We start from the raw sequence: 26732 nt of genomic DNA on the forward strand, positions 1-26732 counted from the left end.
AACGCATCCAACTTGGGTCACGGGCACATGTTGGCGCAGGGTGCTATCTGTGGGCCGGTCCGCATTTGGGCAGAATTGACGTCGGCGATGATCTGCTACTTGGGCCAAACGTCCTGATCACGGCGGCCAACTATCGTTTTCGCGATGGTGAGCCAGTTTCAGATCAATCCATGGACGAGGCAAATGTATATATTGCCAACGATGTTTGGATCGGTTTTGGCGCAATAGTGCTTCCAGGAACCGTTATCGAGGCCGGGGCCGTAATCGCTGCTGGCGCGGTGGTGCGCGGTCATGTCGGCGCTGGCGAGATATTCGCAGGAGTTCCTGCCGTTAAGGTCGGTCACCGCTAATGAATCCCAAAGCATCGGTCATTATTCCGCACTACGATGACAAAGACAGGCTATCCTTATGCTTGGCCTCACTAGAGCGCTGCTGCGACCGGGCTAAAGTCGAAATCATTGTTGTCGATAACGGCCAACCCCGCCTAGATACGGCCTTTATCAACAGCCACGGTGACATACGCTTTCACTATCAACCAGAAGCAGGCGCGGCGCAGGCGAGGAATGCCGGAATCCTGCTATCAAGGGGACATATCCTCATTTTCACAGACAGTGACTGTGAAGTGGCGCCCGACTTCCTGACTAAAGCACTTTGCGTAGGGGCGACGCGAGACATCGCGGGCGGAAGGGTACTGTTGTCGACAACGGGCACCGGGCCCACCAACGCCATTCAAGCGTTCGAGCAGGTATTCTCCTTCAACCAGCGTCGCTACATCGAAGATCAGGATTTCTCGGTCACGGCCAACCTCGTCACGAACGCAGAGGTCTTCCAAACCGTCGGGCCATTCCGCGCAGGCGTTTCCGAAGACTATGATTGGTGTCAACGTGCAACGGCTATTGGCTACAAGCTCGTTTATCAACCGGACCTGATCGTTAGCCATCCCTGCCGCACATCATGGGATCAGCTAAGATCGAAATGGGTAAGGGTCACCGCCGAGACATATGGCACTCACCTAACAAACAACGGTGCAAAAACCCGGTGGATCGCCCGTGCGTTGATGATGCCGCTCTCTATTGTCGCGCACACACCTCGTGTCATTTGGTCACCTGCACTGACGACACCCAAAGAGCGCGCGGGCGCGCTGACCACACTCGCACGGCTGCGGCTATGGCGGATGGCGGAAATGATCCGATTGGCAGCGAGACGCGGTGCTGCCGAAACGAGGTGAGCAAAAAGGCGGCGGTTGAAGCCTCAGCCTGTGCCGCCTAGAAGAGGGTAGACCTAAAGCGAGCTTGCACATGTCCACTCCAAAACCAGTTGTTCTTTGTATCCTCGACGGTTGGGGATTGTCTGACACCACAGAAGCCAACGCCCCAGCGCTCGCCAAGACACCTACATTTGACCGGCTTATGGCAACCTGCCCCAATGCAACTTTGATCACGCACGGGCCAGATGTCGGTTTGCCAAAGGGGCAGATGGGCAACTCTGAAGTCGGGCACACCAATATCGGGGCGGGTCGCGTTGTGGCGATGGACCTTGGTCAGATCGACCTCGCCATTGAAGAAGGCACATTCCAACACGAAGCCGCCTTGGAAAAATTTATCTCCAAGTTGAAGGAAACCGGTGGCACCGCGCATTTGATGGGTGTCGCGTCTGATGGCGGTGTGCATGGCCATATCACCCACGTTATCGCGGCGGCAATCGCACTGAGTTCTGCAGGAATAGACACTATTTTACACGTCATCACAGATGGCCGTGATGTCGCTCCAAAATCGGCACTTGGCTACATCGACACGCTTGAACGCGATTTGCCGGACAATGTTCGCATAGCCACCGTTTCGGGCCGCTACTACGCGATGGACCGTGACACACGTTGGGAACGTGTGGAATTGGCCTATAAGGCTATTATGCTGGGTAAGGGCGATACAGCGGCCAGCGCCAAAGACGCGGTTAAGGCGTCTTATGCCAAAGACAAGAACGACGAATTCATCGTGCCATCCGTCATTGGTGGCTTCCAAGGCGTGAAAGATGGCGACGGAGTCTTTTGCCTCAACTTCCGCGCTGACCGTGCCCGTGAAATCCTCTCCGCCATTGCCGATCCGAAGTTTGACAGCTTCGACGTATCTTCGCGCCCGAAGCTAGCGGAATGCCTCGGGATGGTGGACTACTCCACCGCCCACAACGCGTTCATGACGACGGTCTTCCCGAAGAAGAAGATCAGCAACACGCTTGGCGCTTGGGTCGCACAACACGGCCTGCGCCAGTTTCGTGTGGCAGAGACTGAGAAATATCCCCATGTCACGTTCTTCTTGAACGGCGGCAAAGAGGTCCCGGAAACTGGCGAAGACCGGCATATGCCAAAGAGCCCAAAGGTTGCGACCTACGATATGCAGCCGAAAATGTCGGCAGATGAGGTCACCGCCGATCTGGTTGGCGCAATCAAAGATCAATACGATTTGATCGTGGTGAACTTCGCCAATCCCGACATGGTTGGCCACACGGGCGATCTTGCCGCCGCTATCGCTGCCTGCGAAGCGGTGGATCAGGGTCTAGGCAAAGCTATTTCGGCCCTTGATGAATTTGGCGGCGCCATGATCGTGACAGCCGACCACGGTAATTGTGAAACGATGGTCGACCCCGCCACCGGCGGTCCTCACACAGCCCACACGACAAACCTTGTTCCGGTTATTCTTTACGGAGGCCAAGCAAATGTATCTTTGGTTGACGGCAGATTGGCCGATCTTGCCCCGACGCTGCTTGAACTGATGAACCTTCCCAAGCCGGGCGAGATGACTGGAGTGTCGTTGATCCGAACATGAAGCAGCTGCTTATTGCCCTGACCTTGCTGGCATTGACTGGCACTGCGGTCGCCCAAAGCGACCCGATCACGACTGCGAAACGCGCAAGCCAAATGCTTGACGACGCCGCGAATAGCCTTTCAAACGCCGAAAGCGCCTCTGACCGCGTAGGTGCACTGACCGAAACTGTGCGTGCCTACGAAGAGGGCTTATCAGCACTGCGCGAGGGTCTTCGCCGTGCGTCGATTCAGGAACGCAGCATTGCACTGGTTTTCGAGGCCAAACGTGATCGCTTGTCTCGACTGCTTGGGGTTCTGCAAACCATCGGTACGTCTCCAGCGCCACTTTTGATGATGCATCCGACCGGGGCAATCGGCACCGCACGTTCCGGGATGATCCTGTCCGAAGTGACGCCGGCCCTGCAAAATGAGGCTCTCACGCTGCGCAGCCAGCTTGAAGAAGTCCGCGATATCCGCAGTCTACAGCAAAGCGCCGCGACCCAACTCACCAAGTCGCTGTCGGAGGTTCAAATCGCGCGTGTGGAGCTATCCAAAGCGATTGCCGACCGCGTGGAGTTACCGCGAAGCTTTACCAACGACGCCGACAAAATGCGCGCGTTAGTCGAAAGCAGCGACACCCTTCAGAGCTTTGCCTCTGGCCTGACGGATCTAAATCCATCTGATCTGAACAATCCCGCAGATTTTGAGACCGCCAAGGGCAAGCTTTCGCTACCCGCGGCCGGCATCATACTTCATCGCTTCAATGAGACCGACGCATCCGGCATTACGCGTCCCGGCATTGTGCTTGCAACCCGCGCTCAATCGTTGGTTACAACCCCTTGGCCCGCCACGTTGCGCTACTCTGGCCCGCTGCTCGACTACGGCAATGTGGTCATTTTGGAGCCAAGCAAGGGGTATCTACTGATTCTGGCAGGCGTTGATCAAACCTTTGGTGAGGTCGGTGAAGTCCTCGATCAGGGCGCACCTGTGGGCTTAATGGGCGGTTTGCCCCCCAATCCTGACGCTTTTTTGATCACTGCAGCCAAAGGTGGTGGCGGCAATCAGCAAGAGTCGCTTTATATAGAACTTAGACAAGGCGACGAACCGGTCGATCCGGCCACTTGGTTCGCCACGAACAAGGAATGACGTCCGTATGAAAAAATTTCTAATGGCAGCCACACTGGGCACCGCCGCAAGTGTTTTGGTAACCACGCAATTCGCGGGCCCATTGATCGCACAAGAAGCGGAAAAAAAGTCGACGGTATATGAGCAATTGGACCTGTTCGGTGACATCTTCGAACGCATCCGCGCCCAGTATGTGGAAGACGTTGACGAGGGTGAGCTGATTGAGGCCGCCATCAACGGGATGCTGACCTCTCTTGATCCGCATTCGTCTTACCTGCCACCTAAAGACTTCGACGACATGCGCACCCAAACGTCGGGCGAATTTGGCGGCCTTGGCATCGAGGTCACGCAAGAAGACGGCTACGTCAAAGTGGTCTCGCCCATGGACGGCACACCCGCAGACGAAGCGGGCATGGAGTCAGGTGATTTCATCACCACCGTCGATGGTAAAAGCCTGCTGGGTCTGACCTTGGAAGAAGCTGTTGAGATGATGCGCGGGCCGGTCGGCTCCGAGATCCTTTTGATGGTTGTGCGCGAAGGCGTGGACGAGCCGTTCGAAGTCTCCATTGTTCGTGACACGATCAAATTGACGGCGGTGCGAACGCGCCTCGAAGGCGACTCTGTGGTGCTGCGTGTGACCACGTTCAATCGGCAGACATTCCCGAACCTCAAAGAGGGGCTGGCCAAGCAAATCGAAGAGGCTGGCGGCGAAGACAAGGTCAATGGCATCGTTCTTGATCTACGCAACAATCCGGGTGGGCTGCTTACCCAAGCCATCGCTGTGTCGGATGCCTTCCTTGATAAGGGCGAGATCGTTTCGACCCGTGGCCGCAATCCACGCGACAGCGAACGCTACAACGCGACCGAGGGCGATTTGTCCAACGGCAAACCGATCGTGGTGCTGATCAACGGCGGCTCCGCCTCGGCATCCGAGATCGTTGCTGGTGCGTTGCAAGATCACCGCCGTGCGGTGGTCGTCGGTGAAAAGAGCTTCGGCAAAGGGTCAGTGCAAACAGTCGTGCCAGTGCGCGGCGATGGTGCCATGCGCCTGACCACATCGCGTTACTACACGCCGTCGGGCCGCTCCATTCAGGCATTAGGCGTGTCCCCTGACATCATCGTCGTACAACCGCCCCGCAAGCCGGTAGAAGACGAGGCCGACAAAGACACACAGCGCAACGGTCGCTCCGAAGCCGATCTGCGCGGATCACTCAGCAATAATGACAGCATCTCGGAAGATGAGCGTGCGCTGCTGGAAGCAGAGCAAAAGAAGGCTGAAGAAGTCGCCAAACTGCGCGAACAAGACTACCAGCTGGCTTATGCTCTTGATGTGCTGAAGGGCCTGAGCGCTCTGGCACCTGCTGACAAGTAAAGGAATGGGCGGGGTTGTTCCCGCCCGCCATTTGCCATGACACCTGAAGAAATTTCGAAGTTACCATACCGCCCTTGTGTGGGTGTTATGCTTGTGAACGATTCCGGTCTGGTCTTCGCCGCCCAGCGCATCGACAGCGATGTGGCCGCTTGGCAAATGCCACAAGGTGGCATCGACAAGGGGGAATCCCCTGAAGTCGCTGCCCTACGGGAGCTGGAAGAAGAAACCGGTGTACCTGCGCAACTGGTAACGGTTGAAGGCCAAACCGAGGATTGGGTGCCATACGACCTGCCGCTCGATCTCGTCCCCAAAATCTGGAAGGGCCGCTTTCGCGGGCAGGAACAGAAGTGGTTTCTATTGCGCTTTCACGGCACCGACGCGGATATCAACATAGAAACTGAAATCCCCGAATTCTCGGAATGGCGTTGGGTGGACACTGAAACATTGCTCGGCAATATCGTGCCGTTCAAACGGGACGTTTACGCGAAAGTGATCGAAGCTTTTCGACCGCTCCTGTAAGATCGCCGGATGAGCAAATACTTCACCATTGCGGCCACGGCTTTTGCCCTCGCCGCCGGTCCCGCGAGCGCCTTATCCTGCCTTCCAACACACCCCACCGCTGCGTTTAATGCCGTCGCAGAGGCAGAGGAAAGCTTTATCGTCCTCCATGGGGAGTTTGAGTTTGATGTCAAAAAGGTGCCTGACGTAAACGCACCACCTGTTGCGGTTAAAATACCAACAATCTTCAAAGGGAAGTTGCTAACAGGGGGCGGTTTTACCGACGAGATCGAGGTGCCCGTCACGCTCGCCTTGAATTGCGCAGGTCCGTGGTGCGCACGCGTGTCGCCCAAAACCGACTATCTGGCCTATGTGCTACAGACCGAAGACAAGCTGATCTTTAACGTCGACCCGTGCTACGCTTTTGCGTTCTCCAACCCCGAAGACAAGTATATCGAGGCCATCGAGCAATGTGCGTCTGGCGGCGATTGCACCCCGAAATAATAGCTTTTGGACAAAAAAGGGCGGGAAAAACTCCCGCCCTCGATTTGTTAGTCTCGCCGAATTACTCAGCCGGAATAGCCTGATCCTCAAGGCTCAACGGCGCGGGAATATGGATCAGCATTTCTTTCGGGCAGATTTGCACGAAATTGGCTTTCTCCACATCCCAGTCCTGCAAGATGCGGGTCGCTTTTACACTGCCCGTCTCGCGCGCATGCTCCTCGATCAACCCTTTAAGCTGGTCTTCCCAATGATCCACGGTCACAGGGCAGGTCACCAGCGTTTCCATATTCATCAGCGGGGTCGACTGCCCATCCGGATCGTACAAATACGCCATCCCGCCCGTCATACCGGCCCCGAAATTCGCGCCGATTGAGCCAAGGATAACCGCCACACCACCGGTCATATATTCGCACCCGTTGGTACCGCAGCCCTCGATCACGACCTTCGCGCCGGAGTTCCGGACGCCAAACCGCTCTCCCGCACGTCCGGCGGCAAACAGGTAGCCGTCAGTTGCGCCATAAAGCACGGTATTGCCGATGATCGTGTTGTCATCCGCCTTCAGCGGGCTGCTTTGCGACGGGCGCACAACAATGCGGCCACCGGACAGACCTTTGCCAACATAGTCATTGGCGTCGCCAAAGACTTCCAGCTTCAGACCCGGCGCGGCAAAAGCCCCAAGCGATTGACCGGCAGAGCCGGACAGTTTCACCGTCAGATGGTCCGGCTGCAAATCGTTGCGCATCCCGAACCGTTGGACGATGTGGCTCGACGCCCGCGTGCCAATCGTCCGAAGCGTGTTCTGCACGGCGTAAGACAACTGCATCTTCTCGCCATCCTTGAAGAACGGTTGTGCGTCATTCACGATCTGCGCGTCCAGCGTGTCAGGCACCGCGTTCCGCTCTTTGGAGCGGTCGTAAACGATACGATCAGCCCCATCGACGGTGATCAAAAGCGGGTTCAGGTCCAGATCGTCCAGATGTGCAGAGCCACGCGAAACCTGCGTCAACAGATCAGCGCGACCAATCACTTCTTCCAAAGACCGTGCACCAATCGAGGCCAGAATCTCGCGCACTTCCGTCGCGTAGAAGGTGATAAGGTTCACCACCTTGTCGGCACTGCCCGTGAACTTGTCACGAAGCGCTTCGTCTTGCGTACACACACCAACAGGACACGTGTTCGACTGGCACTGACGCACCATGATGCAGCCCATGGCGATCAGCGCAGCAGTGCCGATGCCGTATTCCTCGGCCCCCATCATCGCCGCCATGACGATGTCGCGGCCCGTGCGCAAACCGCCATCGGTGCGCAAGGTCACGCGCCCGCGCAGGTTGTTCATCGCCAACACCTGATGCGCCTCTGTCAGGCCCATCTCCCACGGCAAGCCCGCATATTTGATCGACGTCGCAGGCGACGCGCCCGTCCCGCCATTATGGCCGGAAATCAGGATCACATCAGCTTTCGCCTTCGCAACACCCGCCGCGATCGTGCCAACACCGGACGCCGCAACCAGCTTCACTGTCACCTTACAGCGCGGGTTGATCTGCTTGAGATCGTAGATCAGCTGCGCCAGATCCTCGATGGAGTAGATGTCGTGATGCGGCGGGGGCGAGATCAGCGTCACCCCCTTGGTCGAGAGCCGCAGCCGCGCGATCAGGTCGGTGACCTTCATGCCCGGCAATTGCCCGCCTTCACCTGGTTTCGCCCCTTGGGCAACCTTGATCTCCAGCTCTTCACAATGGTTCAGGTACTCGGCGGTCACACCAAAACGACCCGACGCCACTTGCTTGATTTTCGCAGACGGGTTGTCGCCATTCGGTTCCGGCACGAAATGCGCGGGGTCTTCCCCGCCTTCGCCAGAATCCGACTTCGCGCCGATCCGGTTCATCGCCACGTTCAGCGTTTTGTGCGCCTCTGGCGACAACGCGCCCAAGGACATGCCCGGCGTCACGAACCGTTTGCGGATGGACGTGATGGACTCCACCTCATCCACCGAAATCGGCTCGCCCAGCGACTTGATATCCAACAAATCGCGCAAGTGAATGGGCGGGTTCGCCTTCATCGTCTGGCTGTATTGCTTCCACATGTCATAGGACGCGCGGTTGCAGGCCGCTTGCAGCATGTGCATCGTCTGCGCTTCCCAAGCATGCTTCTCGCCCGAACGGCGCGACTTGTAAAAGCCGCCGATTGGCAGAACAGCAGTCTCGGCGCGCCAACCGGATGAATGGACCTCCGCCGCTTTTTTCTGAATGCCGGACACACCGATACCGGAAATCCGAGAGTGCATCCCCGGGAAAAACTCCGCAACCATCGCGCGCGACAGGCCGACAGCCTCGAAGTTCAGGCCACCACGGTAGGACGAGATCACCGAAATACCCATCTTCGCCATGATCTTCAGCAAACCTTGGTCGATGGCATTGCGGTACCGCGCCACAGCTTCGGTCAGCGACCCTTCCAGCAGACCGCGCTCAATACGGTCGGCAAGGGAATCCTCCGCAAGATAGGCGTTAACGGTTGTCGCACCGCAACCGATCAACACCGCGAAATAATGCGGATCAATACACTCAGCGGACCGCACATTGAGCGAGCAGAACGTCCGCAAGCCCTTGCGTATCAGCCAACTGTGCACCGCAGACGTCGCTAGGATCATCGGCATGCCGACACGGTTTTCATTCTGCCCCTGATCGGCCAAAACGATGTGACCCGCGCCAGAACGCACGGCGTCCTCTGCCTCGTCCCGAATGCGGTCCAACGCTTCGCGCAACGCGCTCTGGTCACCATCCGCGTCAAAGGTGCAGTCAATCGTGACCATCTCGGCATTGAACTGCTCGGTCAACTTGTCGAACTGCGCATTCCCGATGAACGGGCTTTCCAGCACAAGAATCTCCGTCTGCGACGAATCCTCGTCCAGCACGTTCTTGAGGTTCCCGAACCGTGTTTTCAGACTCATCACGCGGAATTCGCGCAAGCTGTCGATTGGCGGGTTGGTAACCTGGCTAAAGTTCTGCCGGAAGAAGTGGCTCAACGGGCGGTATTTCTTGGACAGCACCGCAGACGGGGTATCGTCCCCCATCGAAGCAATCGCTTCCTTCGCGTCGTCAGCCATCGGCGCAAGTATCTGCTCCAACTCCTCGATGGAGTAGCCCGCCGCGATCTGGCGCTTGCGCAACTCGGCCCCAGTGAAGAGAGGCTGCTCTTGTACATCCAACGTGATTTTTTCAAGATCGGTGATTTTGCCGACCCAGTCACCGAACGGCAGCGCCGCCGACATTTTGTCTTTCAGCTCTTCGTCGTGATACAGTTCGCCCTTGCCCATATGGACACCGATCATCTGACCCGGACCCAATGCGCCTTTTTCGCGCACAGTCGCCTCGTCAAACGGCACCATGCCCGTCTCGGACCCCGCAATCAGCAAGCCGTCGCCCGTCACCGCATAGCGCATGGGGCGCAAACCGTTCCGGTCCAAGCCAGCACACACCCAGCGCCCGTCGGTCATCGCCAACGCCGCAGGACCATCCCAAGGCTCCATCACCGAGTTGCAGTAGGAATACATATCCTGCCACGCCTTCGGCATTTCAACCGCTTGCCTGGACCAAGACTCCGGCACCAGCATGGTTTTCGCCATCGGGGCCGAACGGCCCGCACGGACCAAAACTTCAAACACCGCATCCAAAGCGGCAGAGTCAGACGAGCCACCCGGAACGATCGGCTTGATATCCTCCGCACGATCCTCGAACGCACCGGACGCCATGCGGATTTCGTGGGACTTCATCCAGTTCAGGTTGCCCTTCAGCGTGTTGATCTCGCCGTTATGGGCCAACATCCGGAACGGCTGCGCCAGCCACCATTGCGGGAAGGTATTGGTCGAATAGCGCTGGTGGTAGATTGCGAACGCACTCTCGAAACGCTCGTCCATCAGGTCGGGATAGAACTCCGCAACCTGCTCGGCCAGCATCATGCCTTTATAGATGATCGAGCGGCACGACAGTGACGCCAGATACAGCGTCGGCACTTGCGCGGCCAGCGCGGCCTTCTCAATCCGGCGACGGATCACGTATAGCTCGCGCTCAAACTCTTCCTCCTCAACACCTTTGGCGTTGGAGATCAGGATCTGCTCGATCTCGGGCCGCGTCGCGTTGGCCTTCTCGCCCAGACAGGCGACGTTCACCGGAACGTGCCGCCAGCCGTAGATGTTGTAGCCCATGCGCAGAACTTCGGTCTCGATAATCGTCCGGCAGGTTTCCTGCGCCCCGTGGTCGGTGCGCGGCAGGAACACCTGACCAACGGCGATCATCTGGTCCTTCTTCGGCTTGTGGCCAGTGCGTTCAATCTGGTCGTAGAAAAACTCGACTGGAATTTGCACGTGGATACCCGCGCCATCACCCGTTTTGCCGTCCGCGTCCACAGCACCGCGGTGCCAGATCGCCTTCAGCGCGTTGATGCCGTTCTCGACAACCTTGCGGGATTTCTTACCGTCGATGGAAACGACAAGGCCCACACCGCACGAGGCATGCTCGTCCTCGTCGCGATACAACGAGTTCTCCGCCATCCAGCGGCGTTTCTCTTCCTCGTGGGCCACCCAGTCTTGGTCAAACTTGGTCATGCTAAAGGCTCCTTAGTATGGAAGTGTTTGTTGAGTGGTCAGCGGCGCTGGCCATATTATTCTTTGGAATGCTGCACTCGCAGAACGTCGTACGAGCAGTGCGCGTCGTGCCGGAGACAAAACTCCAGCCACTTCTTTTGGTCGCAGGCACATCACTCGGCAGCTACCTGCGCTTCTGCGTTGATTTGATCCATGATCGCCTCGGCGGCTTCGCGCCCGTCGCGAATTGCCCAAACCACAAGGCTGGCACCGCGCTGAATATCGCCACACGCGTAAACGCCCGGTAGGGACGTCTCGTGGGTTTGGAAGTCAGCTTTCACGGTGCCCCAGCGGGTAACCTCCAGTTCTGGTACATCCCAAAGCGTCGGTAGAGCTTCCGGCTCGAAGCCCAGCGCCATAATCACAAGATCGGCGTCTTCTACATAGTCAGCGCCTTCGATGATCTCGGGGCTTTGACGACCAGACGCGTCTGGTGCACCCAGACGCATTTTCGAAACCATGACGCCTTCTACGCTATCGCCAGCAAAGCCTTTCGGAGCAGAGAGCCAGACGAACTCGACGCCCTCTTCTTCCGCATTAGCTACTTCGCGCTGCGAACCGGGCATGTTCGCCTTGTCGCGACGATATAGGCATTTTACCGAAGTTGCGCCCTGACGAATAGACGTGCGCAGGCAGTCCATGGCTGTGTCACCACCGCCGATGACGACAACGCGCTTACCTTCAGCGTTAAGCTCACCGCTGTCGAATTCCGGAACGGAATCGCCAAAGCTCTTGCGGTTCGACGCGGTCAGGAAGTCGATGGCACGCACGATCCCCTGCGCCCCGACACCGGGTGCGGGCAGTTCGCGGGACTTGTAAACACCCGTCGCAATCAAAATTGCATGGTGAGTTTTTTGCAGTTCGGCGAACGTGATGTCCTCACCGACGTTACAATTCATCTTGAAAGTCACGCCGCCCTGCTCAAGCTGGTCGATGCGCTTCATAACCACGTCTTTTTCCAGTTTAAAGCCGGGGATGCCGTAGGTCAGCAAGCCACCCGCGCGGTCGTAGCGGTCGTAAACGGTAACCTGCACACCTTGGCGGCGCAGCATGTCGGCGGCGGCCAACCCACCCGGTCCGGCACCAATGATGCCAACTCTCTCGGGACGTTCCTGCGACGGTGCGGCGGGCTTAACCCAGCCGTTTTCCCATGCGGTATCCGTGATGTATTTTTCGACGGACCCGATAGTGACCGTGCCATGACCGGATTGTTCGATCACGCAATTGCCTTCGCATAGGCGGTCCTGTGGGCAGATGCGACCACAGATTTCCGGGAACGTGTTGGTCGCCTGAGCTAGCTCATAGGCTTCTTGCAGACGACCCTCGGCTGTCATGCGCAACCAGTCAGGGATATTGTTGTGCAGCGGACAATGCGACTGGCAATAGGGCACACCACATTGGCTGCATCGGCCTGCTTGCTCTGCCGCTTTCTCGGTTGCATATTCTGCGTAGATCTCGTTGAAATCATGCGCGCGCAGGTCCGGAGGCCGTTTGTCCGGCATATCACGTTCTACGTTTACAAACTGCAACATTCGCTGCTTGGCCATTTCAATTCTCCCGATCTGAGATGCTTCTGTAATTCGATAATGAGGGAAATAAAAGTCACACATGCTGACCTATTATTCACTTTTCTACGTTGGATACGGAAAATATGGCCCACATATCTCATATTTAGGTCAATAAAAGTTACCTACTTATGTTCTTCTCATTTATTTCCCTGCCTTTAGGTTGAAGAAAAATGATTCGAGGCGCGGCAGATGTCCCTATTTCAACTCATCCTTGTTGCACTGATACAAGGTCTGACCGAGTTCCTGCCGGTTTCGTCCTCTGGGCATCTAATTTTGCTGCCCAGCCTGACCGGAATGGAGGATCAGGGGCAGACGATCGACGTCGCGGTGCATATTGGCACTCTTTTTGCCGTCATCATGTTTTTCTGGGCAGATGTAAAAATCGCCATCGCGGGCATTGGGAGGTTGATCAAGGGCAAGGTCGATACTCAAGGCGCGCGCCTAGCGTTGTATCTAGGCATCGCCACCGTTCCCGTCATCATATTTGGTCTATTCCTTAAGCTAACCGGGCTAGACGAAATGCTCCGCTCCGTCGCTCTTGTTGGGTGGACGATGCTTATTTTCGGGCTGGTGCTTTACTGGACCGACCAAAAAGGGGCGACATCGAAAACAGCGCCGGATTGGTCACCGAAGGACGCGTTCATCATGGGGCTATGGCAAGCCATGGCACTAGTCCCGGGAACATCGCGATCAGGTGCCACCATCTCGGGCGCACGCCAATTGGGCTATGCCCGCGAAGACGCCGCCAAGTTGTCCATGCTCATGTCCATTCCGACCATCATCGCATCGGGTTCAGTGCTTGGTTTGGATGTAGTAGCGGACGCCAACATGCAGTTGGCAAAAGACAGCTTGATCGCAGCAGTCTTCGCCTTCTTCGCAGCATTGTTGGCGCTGAGCCTAATGATGCGCCTGCTGAAATCAGTCAGCTTCACGCCATATGTAATTTATCGGATATTCCTTGGTGGCGCGCTTCTGGCGTACGCCTATTCGTGATCCGTGCGAAGATTCTGGGCAGATTCCTTGATCGCTTCGTACTGACCCGACGGACGGAAACGCCACAGATAGTTCGGCAGAATCACCTCAAACGCAGTCGGCTCAATCCCCAAGTCCGCAAAACCCTTGGCGCCATCGGCAACGATGTTGTCATGCGCGAGGTTTCGCACTTGATCACGGGTCAGCGGCGCTGCGATTAATCCGCCACTAAGCTTACTAACAATATCAAATGATGTGCCCATAATCCGTGCCACAAAGAACGGAATATTCACGACCAAACGACGGCGACGCACAATGTCCAACATAGAATGCATCAGCTCGCGGAAGGTTGCTACCTCTGGTCCACCCAACTCGTAGATACCCGGCACCGCTTCACCCAGAACACCCATTACTGCCGCTTTCGCGACATCATCCACGTAGACCGGCTGAAATTTCGTATCCGCGCCTACGACAGGTAAAACCGGACCAAACCTCGACACGGACGCGAAACGATTAAAGAACTCGTCCTCCGCGCCGAACACAATCGACGGGCGTAAGATAACAGCCTGCGGGAAGTGTTGCAAAACGCCTTCCTCGCCCAAAGCCTTGGTCTGCGCGTAGGTGCTGTCGCCATTTTCGTCCGCACCGATAGCAGAGATATGGACCAAGCGTCCAATACCGTGTTCCGAGGCAATCCGCGCGACGCGTTCCGCACCTTCGTGCTGGACCGCATCAAACTGGTTCTTACCAGAAGGTGCCAAAATGCCCACGCAGTTCACAACCGCGTCTGCCCCGTACATCACGGCGCGCACCGACGCGTCATCGCGGATATTGCACAAAACAGGTTCGACCTGCCCAACCGTGCCGTAAGGTTTCACGAAGATCGCTTCGTTGGGACGGCGCACAGCGACACGAACCCGCCAGCCTTCTTTGGCCATTCGACGTGCGACGTAGCGCCCGACAAAACCTGATCCGCCATAAATGGTGACGAGCTTCGACATGGTATTTCCCTTCAAGGCTGGCTGTATTTGGTTTACCCAGCCAGTTTTCGCCAGACAAGGCGCTTTTCACCCCTCCAGCCCCACATATACGTATAAATCGCCACAAACATTCGTCGCTGCCACCGAATCCCGTTGACACCTGACATGTGCGGACTTAATCACCGCCCACCAATACCTGTGCCCAGGTGGCGGAATGGTAGACGCGCCAGCTTCAGGTGCTGGTGTCCGTATGGACGTGGAGGTTCGAGTCCTCTCCTGGGCACCACTTTTTCTATAATTAGTATTATTTTTCAATTATTTAAAGATAAATTGATGTGGCGTGCCCACCTTTGTGTCCACCCTAAGTGCGACAGTTATCAACACCCAGATATCAGCGATATGATTCTCACTTTGCTTTGAATTCGCAAGTTACTGCGACGCCTTCCTGCTGAGGGTTCTTTTGCATTAATTTCCGTTTGTTTGAAGATACCCGCTCAGTTGAATTGGAGGCATAACATGGCACCTGCTCAACCCATCCAAGCATCACCGCTTCCCAAAGACGTTATTCTGTTGGCTGTCCAGCCAGTACTGTCGATATCCACTGTCCTACCGCGAAGTAAGTGATCGTCTGACGGAGCGAGGGATGTCGGTGGACGCAGCGACTGTTTACCAATTGGTACAAAAATTCGGCCTTGAGATCCAAAAGCGCACATCTCCGCCTTGGAGCGAAGTTTATGATATTTGCAACAACCCGAAGCGGCCATAAGAACAAGGCTCATGGATTGGTGCATAAATCAGGTGCGCAACGTTTCTGTCTGGTGTAGGTTTTTACATGCTTATTGGTTACGCCAGAGTGTCCAGCAAGGGACAGTCCCTCGATCGCCAGATCGGTGCATTGAACACAGCCAAAGCGGACAAGATCTTTCGTGAAGTGGCGTCAGGCCGGACAGTCAAAGGCCGGCCCCAGTTGGAACGCGCCATCGATGCTTTAGGGGCAGGGGACATTCTTGTCATCGCTGAATGGGACAGGGCAAGGGCATCCTGGCCTTTCTTTCAGCTTTGGCTGAAGACGAGCGAGAGCGGATCACCCGACGCGCTAATGAAGGCCGCCAAATCGCTATCGCCAACGGTACTAAGTTTGGACGAAAGCCAAAACTTACAGACCATCAGTGCCAACTTGCCCGTGATCGCATGGCGAACGGAGAAACCTGCCGCGCGATTGCATTGGATTTGGGTGTGGCTCACACCACCATTTCAAGACTACGATGATGGAAGCTGGCGTGGAGCGACCGACACCAACAGCGGAGAGCGGTCACTCGTATTCATGTCTGCCGCGACCAACTATCCGAAAAATTGAGTTTTTATACATCAATGTTTTACAACGCACTCGATCAACCCTAGGTATATAAAGGTAGTGTGTATAAATTCGAAGGCAGTTTAGATTGGCGGACGAGCAGACAGCGCACGATATTTCAATTGTTGAGGTCCTCGGGAAGTTTGAACAAGATTTTGCAACCTTCTTTAGAGCGGTGGAAAATGGCGAGTTCGCATTCTGGATCGGATCAGGCATTTCGCGGAAGGCGCCAGATCTAGAAGATCTTCTGAGAAAAGCCGCGGAATTTCTTCGAGAAAAAGCGCTCACAGAAGGTGGCCAAGGAAAATTCTCTACGGCACTACGTGAGTTTCTAGAAATTGCAGAATGTGAAGCAGATCTTTTGGATGATTGCATCCAGGACCCGTACTCTCAATGGCCTGATCAAGAAGCTATTACCAAACGGCTTCGAAACAAGTATTCTGAGATTCTTGACCTACGTATTCCTGATGAGGACAGCGACTATATATTGTGGGACGCGATAGAAATCCGCGAAGCATTCGATAATCCGCCAGCTCCGGCCATTGAACATCTCTGTATTGCCGCGCTTGTACTTGAAGGAGTCGTCCGAGACATTGCGTCAGCGAACTGGGATACTTTCATTGAACAAGCAGTGGAAAAGCTAAGTTCCGGCGCGCCAAATGTCCTCCAAGTTGTTGTTGATCCAAACCAACTTAGAACCGGACACGGGCGAACGAGGCTTCTAAAATTTCACGGATGTATTGGTCATGCTACAGACGAACCGGATACTTTTCGGAAATATCTCACAGGAAGTACAACACAAATAACAGAGTGGTTTAACACTCCACTTTTCGCAGCAGTTCGAAATGAAATTGTTGGCATAGCGACCAATCAAAAGGCTCTTGTAATGGGCCTTTCAATTCAAGATCAAAACTTGCACCAAACTTTTTCGACGGCAAAACAAGCCAACCCCTGGCCTTGGCCCTGTGAACCAAATGCTCCAGGATATGTCTTTTGCCAAGAAAGTTTAACTCCAGGGCAGCGTGCAGTTCTAAGGCTCGTTTATCGAGACAGTTATGATGCCAACTCTGCAGGCATCAACGCCAGCGCGCACCTACGAGCTTGGCCAGAACAAGTTCTAATTGCGTTACTTTTACAGCTAATATTTGACAAACTCGACTATTTGATGAGTGAGTGGATCACTAGCATAGGCAAGGCTGACTTTGCCATTGAACTCAACGCTTCATGGAAAGAGTGCCGCAATTACATAGCCAGTTTAGCAACTGACGACCGTCAGGCTTTCTTTGATCAGGCACAGATGACATGGCCACGCTTGCTAGCGATGTATCGTAGAGGGGCCGTTCCACATTCTGCTGGTGCTTACGAGGCAGTAAGCGCAACTTCATTCTCTCAACTCGCTGGTGACGAACTCGCACGCGAGTCGCAGTTGGGCAAGCTCGCGCTCAGTTTGTGTTTAGTAAACTATGGCAGGGCAGAGGGTCTCTGGACGCTTTCGCCCGCCCAGAGCGACGAAATCGAGAGCGGCTCCTTTACTGTCAACGGGACTTGGGCGGGTGCAGAGCCAAGGCCAGTCTTTATCATAAAGTCTATAACAGAAGCCATTTTGCTGGAGAAAGATGGCGCATTTGAGGGGCAAGGTGCTATTGTTGTCCACGCGGACAATCTGTGGCCGCAGCTTCGCCCCGATGGAGGAAGCGCGCGTAGCCCACGTTCTTCGCCGGGGCGCAACGCGACCGTACGCACTACTCATATAAGTTTAGAGGCTTTGCTGGATAAGTGTGACAATCTACAAAACCTAAACACCGAATTTGTTGCAGAGGCATCCATATGAATGATTCACCTCTAGTCAAAATGGTAGCTGATCGGTTAATCGAAGCAGGCTATGGACAGCTGGCTACACCATTCCGCATAGCTTCCGTCGACTTCAACTTCACTTTAGCTTTCCGAGGAAATGCTAGGCGAGCAAATGATCTTGTATTGATAGTGGATACCACGACTGGAGAACACGGAGATCGCGATGCCAAACGTGTTAGCCAAAGAATCGCTGGACTAGGTCGAGCGCTAGATGTTTCTCAGTCAAGGCTTGTGATCACAGCAATATTGGTTGGTGCAATGTCGCATAGTAGTGTTGAGGATTTATCCGAAAACTGCCGAGTTCTCACTGTTGATAACATTTCGACAAATCACATCGATGAAGCAGCACGCCAAAAAGCTAGGCGTCAACTAGGGGATAGGATAAGCGTGTTGTTACCACTAACGCTGCCTGAAAGCTCTGCAGTCGGCGATGGCGATGATCAGTCAGCAATTGAGCAATTGCGAATGGCTGTTCCAGCGGCAATGGACCAAGATTTTATCAGCAGGGTTCTTGAGGCCTCTGAAATTGGAAAAGAAGCTGTCGAAAAAAGTCTCATTTCTTCTCTTGAAGACTCTCTAGAAAAGGAGGAGAGCGATGTCTGATTTTTTACTGAAAAGCCTATCAGTCAAGAATTTTAGAAGCATAAAAGGTACCATAAACGTCCCTCTCGACGCAAATGTGGTGCTAGTTCATGGAGAAAATGGGGCCGGAAAGACTAGCCTGCTTTCAGCTATTGAGCTGGCTCTAACAGGTAAAGTGCAATCACTTTTGCGAGCAGATCGTACCTATTCAACTCAGCTTCTTTTTCGTGGAGCAACTGATGGAAGAGTTAGCGTTGCAGTAGATGAACAAGGCGAGAGCAGAGAATTCGGATCTTCGATCAATGAAAATGGTATTAATACCCTCTCAAATTTTGAAGATGACTTAGCCGATTTCTTCAGCGAGAGAGCCTTTCTACCGCAGGCCTTACTTAGTCAGCTACTTCAAATTTATCAAGAATCTAGTTCCAGTATGGACTCGCCTCTGGCAAGGTTCGTGGGAGATCTATTAGGTCTCGACCGCCTAGATGCTCTCGAGGGCGGTCTCCAAATGCTTAAAGATGTTCGCAATATCCGTAAGAGTTCTGAGACATGGGTGGAAGTTGAATCAGAGGTCGATAGGCTGAACGTAAGCTCTAAAAGTAAGTCGATTTTTCGAGCAGAGAGTCAGGGGAAAATTGATGCGCTGCTTTTGGAGTTGCAGGAGCGCTTGCTAGTTTTTGAATTAGACAAGGAAGCGTCGGAAAACAACTTCCAAGAACTTATTGAGCTGGCGCTTATCCCCGCACATGAACAAGAATTGCGTAGTACTATCAGGAGGCAAAGGGAGCTTTCGGCCATTCGTCAACAAATCGAAGCGGCGAGTACTTTCTCTCAGGCTGATTATGCATCTATGTCGTCCGAAGCAGTGGAAGTGTCTAGTGCATATGAACTTTGGAAGTCCAACCATCTAAACACTATTGAAGGCTTGGAAAAACGCTTTCTTTATCTTCTCCCTCGTTCTTCTCTAAGCGGCGACTTTTTGGAGTTCTGGGAAGAGTCGCTCAAACACTTGACCACCGAAAAAGAACGTATTGAAAAACGATTATCCGCTGCAAGAGCAGATCGCACGGACTCTAGTGTGGATAGAGAAGCAGTTAGTGTGTCCGAGAAGCAGCTCAAAATAATTGATGAAGAACTTTCAACCATCCCATCAAAGTCGGAAAATTTAGCGTCTCTTCTTGCGGAGTTAAGTGGTTACATTAATGATGAAATATGTCCTGTCTGTGATCGTGACTTTTCGGAACTTGAAGCTGATAACCTTACAGAACATGTTCATAGTAAGGTCCGCCACTTATCAGCTTCCGCTGAGAGACTGCTGGCATTGGGTCGGGCGCGTAACGACGAAGAGACACGATTGCGGTCGGCCAGTAAGAGAATTGACGAAAGGCAAGCTCGGCTCCTGCCAGACGAAGAAGTGAATTCTCTCGAAAGGCGGCATAGCGACGTTCAAGCAGTGGTCCTCGCGACGAAGGATTGCTCCGATATACTCGAACGCGGCAGATCTCTAAGGGCGATGGAAGTGGGAACTCGCCGCAGATTGAGTGACTTCCAATCTATGAATTCAACACTCACTGCGGCGCGCGAAACGCTGCAAGCTTTTGCATCAGATATTGGAGTGGATTTGAGTCTTTTGAAAGATTCTCTCTCCAATTTGGATGCACATATAGGCGAAGTCCTTTCAGCACGTGAGAAGGCACATCAACGTTGTGCCTCAGCTCAAACCCGAATTCGTGAACTGAAGAGCGACCTTCTGCGTTTGGTTGACGAGCGTAGTGCGCAAGATGCCGAAATCGCAGAGTTAGAAGGCGAATTAAAGAGGACCACGAATGCATTCGAAAGAGGTCAAGACTTAAGGAAACAAGCCGCAGATTTGCGCACGATCGTTGATAGCGTTCGGTCAGGCATTATCCGAAGTGAGTTCAATGATCGGTTGAACCATTTGTGGCGTGACCTTTTCGTTAGACTAGCTCCAGACGAGCCATTTGTTCCCGCATTCAGTGTGCCAAAATCCAGAACAGAGCGTCTTCAGCCGAAATTGATAACAAACTTTCGAAATGGTGGAGACGCGGGAGGGACACCCGGTGCCATGTTAAGTGCCGGTAACCTCAATACTGCCGCACTCACGCTATTTCTTGCATTGCATCTTTCTGTGCCTCAGAAGCTGCCATGGCTGATTTTGGACGATCCTGTCCAGTCAATGGATGATGTTCATATCTCGAACTTTGCCGCACTCCTTAGGACGCTTTCCAAAGAACACAATCGACAGGTAATGATCGCTGTCCATGACAGACAGCTATTTGAGTATCTGCGCCTGGAGCTTAGCCCGGCATTCCCAGAGGATACCCTTCTCACACTTGAAATGGCGCGCAGCGAAGACCAAGATACAAGATGCTTAGCCCAAAGAATATCCTTCAAAGCTGACTCGACCTTTGGGCAAGTCGCTTAAGGGACGACAGTACCTTTAATATGGTCGCATGAGATGAAGTAATCAGCCTCCGGCAAACAAGGGGCGGTTGACAATAGGTACATCACAACACCGCCACAGGTGAGGGTAAGTAGGGGTTGCGGGCTGATTGCAAAAGATCAATGTCTATCTGCTTTCGATCCGAGCACTCAACCAGCTCTGAACAGCGCGACGAGTTCTTATGTCTCCGAGATCATCCAGCACGCTCGCTGGTAACGTTTCCCCCTCAGTGAGATCGAGAATACGTCTCGCGGGATGATCACTTATGAGAAGATCCAACAGCCCACGAGCCCGGTTTGCGTCTCGATCCAACAGACCAAATACGCCGATCAAGATAAGCGCACGGCGGCGAGCCGAATGCGCAACTCCCTCCATGATCTCAACTACATTGTCGACCTGTCCATGAACGGCAATCAAAGCGCAAAGAGAGGCAGCCAATGGCGCTGCTCGTTCCAACAAGTCCTCTTCGGTGATATCTTCGAGAATAGAATCTTCAACACGATCTGCCCAGACTAATGCATTAATGGCATCCACGCGTACCCACTTCAGCTTCTGATTTGCGGAGAGTGCCCAAATGGCTGCGCGGACGTCCGGCCCGCAACACTGCGCAGCAGTTTCTAGGGCAATACTGCCAAGAGCTCGGTCATCGGTTCGCTCTGAAAGCTGCACGAGTAATTTCCCGATCTCATCGCTCAAGTTTCCATATTCAGCGAGTCTTTTGATCGCCTCGAAGGCAATTGGATAGGAAGGGCTTTCATAATATTGTGGGGAACTGTTCGACCAGCTATCCCGAATGAGGCTGCGAAGGGCTTCAACGTGATCCGCGTGATGCCTGCCATTTAATTGAGCAACCAGTGCACGCCTTACCCGGCTTCCCGGATCAGACGCCAACTGAAGCAATTCCTGAGGGAGTGGGTCCTCTAGTCTCGGAGCCAGATAATTTAGAGCTTCCTCGCGGGCACCCGCCCTTGCATGATGTAGAGCAATCCTCACCAACTCATCATCTTGGATTGTAACAGCTGCCTGTGCTGCCGCGCGAGACAGCTGGCCATCTGATGTCTCAAGCAGCCAGCGACGAATAGCATCAGATGGCTTGGATCCGCTAGAAATCATCACTGGGACAACCTTGCTCAATGGCCCACAACGCAATGTGCTAGTTGCGTCAACAAGCACCGATAACGCCGTAGGCCCGACCGCTTTTGGAAGCTTATCTTTCAACGGCACCGCCTTGAATATCTCCAAAGAGCTATCCGCGAGCTTCTTCAGAATTGGCTTAAGCCGTTTTTTACGATCCTTCTTTCTAGCACACCAGCCGCTCGCTTCTCGTAAATCGACCAGAAGCTGAACCAATAGATCCGGATTTTTGGCCAATCTCTCAAAACAGTTCGCGAGGGTCGCAGGCGATCTGACCAAGGCACAATGGACCAGTGTTTTGCGTAAATGGGCGTCATCTGGATTGGACAGAATGCGATCTTGCAGAACAGGTGCCATTCCTTCAGACCAATGCGTCCTGGCTGCATCCCATGCACGCGCCTCGTTTTCAGTGCCAGATGTCAGAACAAGAACGGCACTTGCTTCCTCCAGCGTGGTTTGCCCACGGGATGTACAGATGTCGCTCGCCCAAGCAGACATCATTTCTGAAATACGACGATGCTCGGTCAGTTCTTGCCAACGTCCAAGCGTGCGGAGATAGGAGACATAGGTTTCCACAAAAACACCTGCAGCGTACCCATCACCCTCATGGTGTGACTGGTAGCCTTCTTCGTGGGCCTCGTCTCGTTCACCATCCTCGATCGCGCGCCATTCTTCCCGCCCCGTATCGTCATAATCGGAGTTAAGCTGTGCCAGTTCGTCTAGAGCACCATCAAGAACTGGCTTATAGCCCACCAAATCGCGGACGGCGCCTGTGGCGATGACGCTGACATTGCCATCAAAGCCAGACCCAACCATCTTTTGGGCCACAGCTACAAATGCAGGCGTGAGTCCTGGCGAGATTCTATCCAGCTTTTTAGCGAAATTGTTTCCATAGCCAATTTGATCCCTTGGCAACTGCTCTCGCACAAATCTATCTGCGATGACAAAAGACCGTTCATCGTCTGATACGCGGGTATACCAAGCATCTTCGAAATGAGGCGGTTTCCACTTTCTGAAGAAAAGCTCTCCGCCCCTGCGAATGCCTTTGATCAACCAACGCGCAAGCTCTGAGGGGGTGGAATGATTTGTCCCTACATCTGAAGCAAGTTGAAGAACGGATCGAAAATCTGATTCTGGGTCCACGAGGCTTTCTTCCAGCCAAGCATCAATTGCGTCGTAGGTCTCCCGCGCAACGGTAAAGTCCACACCGTCGTCGAATTTGAGAAGCTTTTTGACCTCATTTAGTGATCTAGCGGCCGTTTCGATACACCATGCCTGCTGCGGCCCTTTAACGAGTGTAAGAGCGTTCACGAGCGTCTGAAGTGCCATTTCGCTCACGCCCGCATTCTTTTTTATAAATTTCTCAAATCCGGCTCTGACGCTCGGATGGGCGAAACTCACTGATTGATTAGGTTGGCGCAAGTGCCGCGTCGCGACCATTCGGTCCACCAATTTCTCGAGTGTATTCGACAAGGCTGGGTCCAATGTGCGCAATTGCCTGTTGAGCGCTGTCAATTGGCTGCGGTCGAATTTTGTTCTTGCGGCCAGCAACCCCCAAATAAGAGCAGGTGCCCCTGCATCCTCACATTCCCCAAGATATGATCCGACGACACCTTCCACCGCGTCACGATGCGCCAACGCCTTGAGGCGCTGAAACATCTCACGATCATTTTCTTTGGATTCTTGCCGATCTGCCAAATGGGTAAAGAAAAGATCGATTTCATAGGGCGTTTCCAACGCGCCCAACGCATCTTTTCGAAAGGCCAAAGCCTTGGATTGCAGATCAGGTGACAGTTGATCTAACCTCCTATCAAAAATCGTTTTGAGTTGGCCGTCGCGATAGTGATCCGCACTCAGGACAACGGACCAAGGTCGAAGCAACGTCTCGGCATCTGATTGTCCAAGCATGTCGGAGCGAGACGTGATGACGTATTGATGATGTGCGTGTGCAGACCGCAGTAGTTTGGGAAGCTGTTCTGTCCAGGCATCTGAACCCCCACGAAGACTGTATTGTCCCCATGGGTCTTCGATGTAAAAAAGTTTTGGCCCGCAATCGGCCAACGCGCGCGTACTAGATGGCCCATCCCCAACATTAACCTGTACGATCTCCGGTGCCGTCGCGCCTTGTCGGATATGATCCAAAAGGGCGAGTGCAGTTAGCGTTTTGCCCGTTCCCGATGGACCCTTGATAACGACGGCATTCCTTTCTGCAAAAGTGTCTTTGAGATGATCGAAATTTGAGGAAGGGACAAAGGCCTCTAAAGCCGGAGCGCTGGCCAGATAACCGTTATATTCACGAATGACTTGTAAAAGATCTTCCTGCCTCCATACGCCAGGCCCTGTACCTCGCATTCTGGAGAGGGCCTCGTCTCTCAGTTTGGTGCGACAACTATCGTGTTGGCTGCTGGGAACACGGAGCAAGGTGCCCAAAATGTCTTTGATCTCGAGATCCAATGTCCGCTCGTTTAGAGCACCCCATATTGCAACGCGGCCTTCTGGCGTGTGGGGTAATACCTTTGAAAGACTCTTTGGAAAGGTTTGAGCCTCTGGCCACTCCTCTAACCCGCGGACGGCAAGGTTGCGTGCTTCGCCTTTCGTATCGGCGCTTGTTATAAGAAGATAGCGCGTCTTCGCATTCTCCAAATGATGTTTGGCTGGTCTTCGTTTGGTGCCATGATTCAGCAAGGCTTTAAACGTCGACAACGACCATGGCTCAGTGTTGCGGAGCTTGACCTGTATCATCAGCTTGTACCCACCAACTGTGTTTGCGCCGACCTGAACAAATCCAGGTTCAGAAGAGTCCAGATCGACTTCCAGATCCTCATCATTTACGGGTTCTAGTGTAATTTGGATCGCAGATTTGCTGATAAGCAGCAATTTAAGCGCGACAAAAACTGAAACATCGACTTGGTAATCAAAACCATCCAATGCAGCTTTAGCTCCAAGTGCTGACGAGGTATTTGTGCACCCGCTCAAGACGGGTCACCCCCATAGCGGGGTCGATTAGAATGCTTGTCGTAAAAAACCTTCATTTTTTGAAGCGGATCCGTGAATTAAAAGAGGAAAGCGTTATCTGTCATCACATTCATAGTCTATTGATGGTGTGATGATCTACCGTGGAATCTAAAGATGGCTATCTCACAATCTACGTCAAATTATACGACAGTTATGAAATAGCGGGGCGGCAGGTGTTCCAAAGGTTAGCAGAAACTTTTACCACCTGTCCATGTTGCAACCAAGTTAAAATGTCCTTCGTTGCGCAAAGTAGAAATGTCCCACTAGGAGTTACGTGAGCATGGCTGGGCAGGGCGGAGACCTAAGGTATCGGAGCGCTGAACAGCCATGCGGTTAGATTATTCCGCGGCATGTTTTGATGCTGCCTCTGCCTTCTCCTTAGCGCGTTTCGCCAGCTTTGAGTTCCAGCCATTGTTGCGTTTGCCGGTCGGCTGATAGCGCGTTGCTTGCTTACCTGCGCACCGTTTTTTTGGAGGCGCCTTGTCCTGTTCAGCTTTGATGTGTTCCAGCACAGCACCGAGGCGCTTGTTCTCTGTGATCGCCGCATGCGTTACGCGCTGATCCTTGTCGAAGACAGAGTAGGGGATCGAAACATCCTTCCAACGCACGTCAAAGCTACCGTCCGGGAAAGCATATGTGTCTACGTATTTGCCCGGCAGACCGCGCGTTAGCTCATTCTCAGCCAGGATGATCCGCTTGCGCTCGTAGGAGAACGCCAGTTGCGGTCCAACAACGCGTTCATCTCTAAAGCAGAAGACATCCCGCAGCCGATCTGGCTCAAGGTTCATCGGCCTGTGCAGGTTGTTTGCACGACGCGGGGCCTTTGCAAACTTGGTGTTGTAGCGGTCTGTGAAGGCAGGCAAAAACGCGTTGGCAGCATCCATATCTGAGATGCCAGCTAGCCTGAGTTCTTTAACCAAGCGATCCTGCAATGTTCGGTTGGCGCGCTCAACGCGGCCTTTAGCCTGAGAGCTGTTTGCGCAAAGGATCTCGATGTTTAGAGCGTTCAAAGCGCGACCAAATTGGGTCATGCCATGCCCAGATTTGGCAGATTGATTGGCCACACGGAAGACGGTGTGCTTGTCGGAGTAAAACGCGACGGGCCTGCCATGCGCAGCCAGATATAGATCAAGCGCCTCAAAATAGCTGAACGTGCTCTCAGAAGTCACAAACCGCAGTTGCATCAGCGTGCTGGTCGCATCGTCTATGAAAACGAGCAGGGTGCACGGCGGTCCGCGATCTTCAAACCAACGATGGTCCGAGCCGTCGATCTGGATCAGCTCGCCCAGACATTCCCGGCGCAATCGCGGTTGATGAAATGTGCGCCGTTGCTTGCGTGACAGCCAGATCCCGGCATCTTGCATCCACTTGCGCAGTGTCTCGCGTGAGACCTTCAGGCCATGATCTTCTGCCAACTTCTCAGCGGCGAATGTTGGCCCAAAGTCGATATAGTTCTCTTTGACCAACGTCACCGCGAACTCACGGACCACAGGATCGATCCGGTTGTTCGATCTGCGACCACGCGCTTTGTGGCGGACCGAACCAGGACCGTCAGTCTGGAAACCCTTCAGCAGTCGATGAACTTGCCTTCGGCTCAGTCCCAACACGTTGGCCGCCGTCACAGCTGTCATTCGACCTTGTGTCACTTGGCTCAGCACTTCAATGCGGTTCAGCTCGCGTTCGCTCATGATCACCAATCCCACGGCCACACTCCAATCCTGCTTCAACAGGGAAGTGTGACACTTCTACTTTGCAGATGTGGGACATTCTAACTTTGCGGTGTGAACTCACGCTGAAGCGCAGTTCCTGATTTAACCTTTTACTCCAATCGGTTCCGTAACTCCATCAGTTCGCTTTCAAACACCTCTAAGGGT

17 protein-coding genes and 1 tRNA gene are annotated in these 26732 nt (G+C 53.8%); 13 read left to right on the top strand and 5 right to left on the bottom strand.

The window, feature by feature from the left end; translation table 11 throughout:
• Positions 1-65 precede the first annotated feature (65 nt).
• The 7 genes from BCF46_RS20125 (at position 66) to BCF46_RS15950 (ending at position 6296) form a co-directional block, all read left to right on the top strand.
• Positions 66-350, top strand: a complete 285-nt coding sequence (locus tag BCF46_RS20125) for an LbetaH domain-containing protein (protein WP_281272106.1) — start codon at positions 66-68, stop codon at positions 348-350.
• The gene (locus BCF46_RS15925; RefSeq protein ID WP_121026502.1) at positions 350-1228 is read left to right on the top strand and encodes a glycosyltransferase family 2 protein; all 879 of its coding nucleotides are present in this window, start codon (positions 350-352) and stop codon (positions 1226-1228) included. Before BCF46_RS20125 ends, BCF46_RS15925 begins: the two co-directional genes overlap by 1 nt.
• Positions 1229-1298: 70 nt before the next feature.
• Entirely contained in the window at positions 1299-2819 is a 1521-nt protein-coding gene (gpmI, locus tag BCF46_RS15930) for a 2,3-bisphosphoglycerate-independent phosphoglycerate mutase (RefSeq protein WP_121026505.1), read from the top strand.
• Positions 2816-3943 carry a murein hydrolase activator EnvC family protein gene (locus BCF46_RS15935; RefSeq protein ID WP_121026508.1) on the top strand — a complete coding sequence of 376 codons (1128 nt, stop codon included), beginning with the start codon at positions 2816-2818 and terminating at the stop codon, positions 3941-3943. The genes gpmI and BCF46_RS15935 overlap by 4 nt, the downstream gene beginning before the upstream one ends.
• Positions 3944-3950: 7 nt before the next feature.
• Positions 3951-5294 (top strand): S41 family peptidase, encoded by a 1344-nt coding sequence (locus BCF46_RS15940; protein ID WP_121026511.1) that lies wholly within the window; start codon positions 3951-3953, stop codon positions 5292-5294.
• Between the two features lie 36 nt (positions 5295-5330).
• The gene (locus BCF46_RS15945) at positions 5331-5813 is read left to right on the top strand and encodes an RNA pyrophosphohydrolase (RefSeq protein WP_121026514.1); all 483 of its coding nucleotides are present in this window, start codon (positions 5331-5333) and stop codon (positions 5811-5813) included.
• A 9-nt stretch (positions 5814-5822) separates the two neighbouring features.
• Positions 5823-6296: a hypothetical protein gene (locus BCF46_RS15950; protein ID WP_121026517.1), complete on the top strand. Its 474-nt coding sequence runs from the start codon at positions 5823-5825 to the stop codon at positions 6294-6296.
• Positions 6297-6357: 61 nt separating this feature from the next.
• On the opposite strand, the gene gltB is transcribed toward BCF46_RS15950, so the two are convergent.
• The gene (gltB, locus tag BCF46_RS15955) at positions 6358-10896 is read right to left on the bottom strand and encodes a glutamate synthase large subunit (RefSeq protein ID WP_121026520.1); all 4539 of its coding nucleotides are present in this window, start codon (positions 10894-10896) and stop codon (positions 6358-6360) included.
• A 152-nt stretch (positions 10897-11048) separates the two neighbouring features.
• Positions 11049-12482 (bottom strand): NAD(P)-dependent oxidoreductase, encoded by a 1434-nt coding sequence (locus BCF46_RS15960; protein WP_121026523.1) that lies wholly within the window; start codon positions 12480-12482, stop codon positions 11049-11051.
• A gap of 210 nt (positions 12483-12692) precedes the next feature.
• On the opposite strand from BCF46_RS15960, the gene BCF46_RS15965 reads away from it, so the two are divergent.
• On the top strand, positions 12693-13496 hold the full coding sequence (locus BCF46_RS15965) for an undecaprenyl-diphosphate phosphatase (protein WP_121026526.1): 804 nt from the start codon (positions 12693-12695) through the stop codon (positions 13494-13496).
• Here the strand turns inward: BCF46_RS15965 and BCF46_RS15970 are convergent.
• Positions 13487-14476: a complex I NDUFA9 subunit family protein gene (locus tag BCF46_RS15970; RefSeq protein WP_121026529.1), complete on the bottom strand. Its 990-nt coding sequence runs from the start codon at positions 14474-14476 to the stop codon at positions 13487-13489. The genes BCF46_RS15965 and BCF46_RS15970 overlap by 10 nt on opposite strands.
• A gap of 179 nt (positions 14477-14655) precedes the next feature.
• On the opposite strand from BCF46_RS15970, the gene BCF46_RS15975 reads away from it, so the two are divergent.
• The 5 genes from BCF46_RS15975 (at position 14656) to BCF46_RS15995 (ending at position 20691) form a co-directional block, all read left to right on the top strand.
• A tRNA-Leu gene (locus tag BCF46_RS15975) sits at positions 14656-14741 on the top strand.
• Between the two features lie 567 nt (positions 14742-15308).
• Entirely contained in the window at positions 15309-15812 is a 504-nt protein-coding gene (locus BCF46_RS20225; protein ID WP_425454429.1) for a recombinase family protein, read from the top strand.
• Positions 15813-15897: 85 nt separating this feature from the next.
• A complete protein-coding gene (locus tag BCF46_RS15985) occupies positions 15898-17640 on the top strand; it encodes an SIR2 family protein (protein ID WP_170157959.1) in 1743 nt (580 codons plus the stop codon).
• Positions 17637-18266: a hypothetical protein gene (locus BCF46_RS15990; RefSeq protein ID WP_121026535.1), complete on the top strand. Its 630-nt coding sequence runs from the start codon at positions 17637-17639 to the stop codon at positions 18264-18266. The genes BCF46_RS15985 and BCF46_RS15990 overlap by 4 nt, the downstream gene beginning before the upstream one ends.
• Positions 18259-20691, top strand: a complete 2433-nt coding sequence (locus BCF46_RS15995; protein ID WP_121026538.1) for an AAA family ATPase — start codon at positions 18259-18261, stop codon at positions 20689-20691. Before BCF46_RS15990 ends, BCF46_RS15995 begins: the two co-directional genes overlap by 8 nt.
• A 144-nt stretch (positions 20692-20835) precedes the next feature.
• On the opposite strand, the gene BCF46_RS16000 is transcribed toward BCF46_RS15995, so the two are convergent.
• Entirely contained in the window at positions 20836-24771 is a 3936-nt protein-coding gene (locus tag BCF46_RS16000; protein ID WP_211332831.1) for a HEAT repeat domain-containing protein, read from the bottom strand.
• Positions 24772-25196: 425 nt separating this feature from the next.
• Positions 25197-26561 (bottom strand): ISNCY family transposase, encoded by a 1365-nt coding sequence (locus BCF46_RS16005; RefSeq protein WP_170157960.1) that lies wholly within the window; start codon positions 26559-26561, stop codon positions 25197-25199.
• Positions 26562-26732 lie beyond the last annotated feature (171 nt).

The sequence above is a fragment of the Litoreibacter meonggei genome (genome assembly GCF_003663885.1).
GTDB classification, from domain to species: domain Bacteria; phylum Pseudomonadota; class Alphaproteobacteria; order Rhodobacterales; family Rhodobacteraceae; genus Litoreibacter; species Litoreibacter meonggei.

Bases quoted from the DNA above. Each gene is read 5' to 3' on its own strand.
- BCF46_RS15925 (WP_121026502.1), top strand. From the start codon at position 350: ATGAATCCCAAAGCATCGGTCATTATTCCGCACTACGATGACAAAGAC.
- gpmI (WP_121026505.1), top strand. From the start codon at position 1,299: ATGTCCACTCCAAAACCAGTTGTTCTTTGTATCCTCGACGGTTGGGGA.
- BCF46_RS15935 (WP_121026508.1), top strand. From the start codon at position 2,816: ATGAAGCAGCTGCTTATTGCCCTGACCTTGCTGGCATTGACTGGCACT.
- BCF46_RS15940 (WP_121026511.1), top strand. From the start codon at position 3,951: ATGAAAAAATTTCTAATGGCAGCCACACTGGGCACCGCCGCAAGTGTT.
- BCF46_RS15945 (WP_121026514.1), top strand. From the start codon at position 5,331: ATGACACCTGAAGAAATTTCGAAGTTACCATACCGCCCTTGTGTGGGT.
- BCF46_RS15950 (WP_121026517.1), top strand. From the start codon at position 5,823: ATGAGCAAATACTTCACCATTGCGGCCACGGCTTTTGCCCTCGCCGCC.
- gltB (WP_121026520.1), bottom strand. From the start codon at position 10,896: ATGACCAAGTTTGACCAAGACTGGGTGGCCCACGAGGAAGAGAAACGC.
- BCF46_RS15960 (WP_121026523.1), bottom strand. From the start codon at position 12,482: ATGGCCAAGCAGCGAATGTTGCAGTTTGTAAACGTAGAACGTGATATG.
- BCF46_RS15965 (WP_121026526.1), top strand. From the start codon at position 12,693: ATGTCCCTATTTCAACTCATCCTTGTTGCACTGATACAAGGTCTGACC.
- BCF46_RS15970 (WP_121026529.1), bottom strand. From the start codon at position 14,476: ATGTCGAAGCTCGTCACCATTTATGGCGGATCAGGTTTTGTCGGGCGC.
- BCF46_RS15990 (WP_121026535.1), top strand. From the start codon at position 17,637: ATGAATGATTCACCTCTAGTCAAAATGGTAGCTGATCGGTTAATCGAA.
- BCF46_RS15995 (WP_121026538.1), top strand. From the start codon at position 18,259: ATGTCTGATTTTTTACTGAAAAGCCTATCAGTCAAGAATTTTAGAAGC.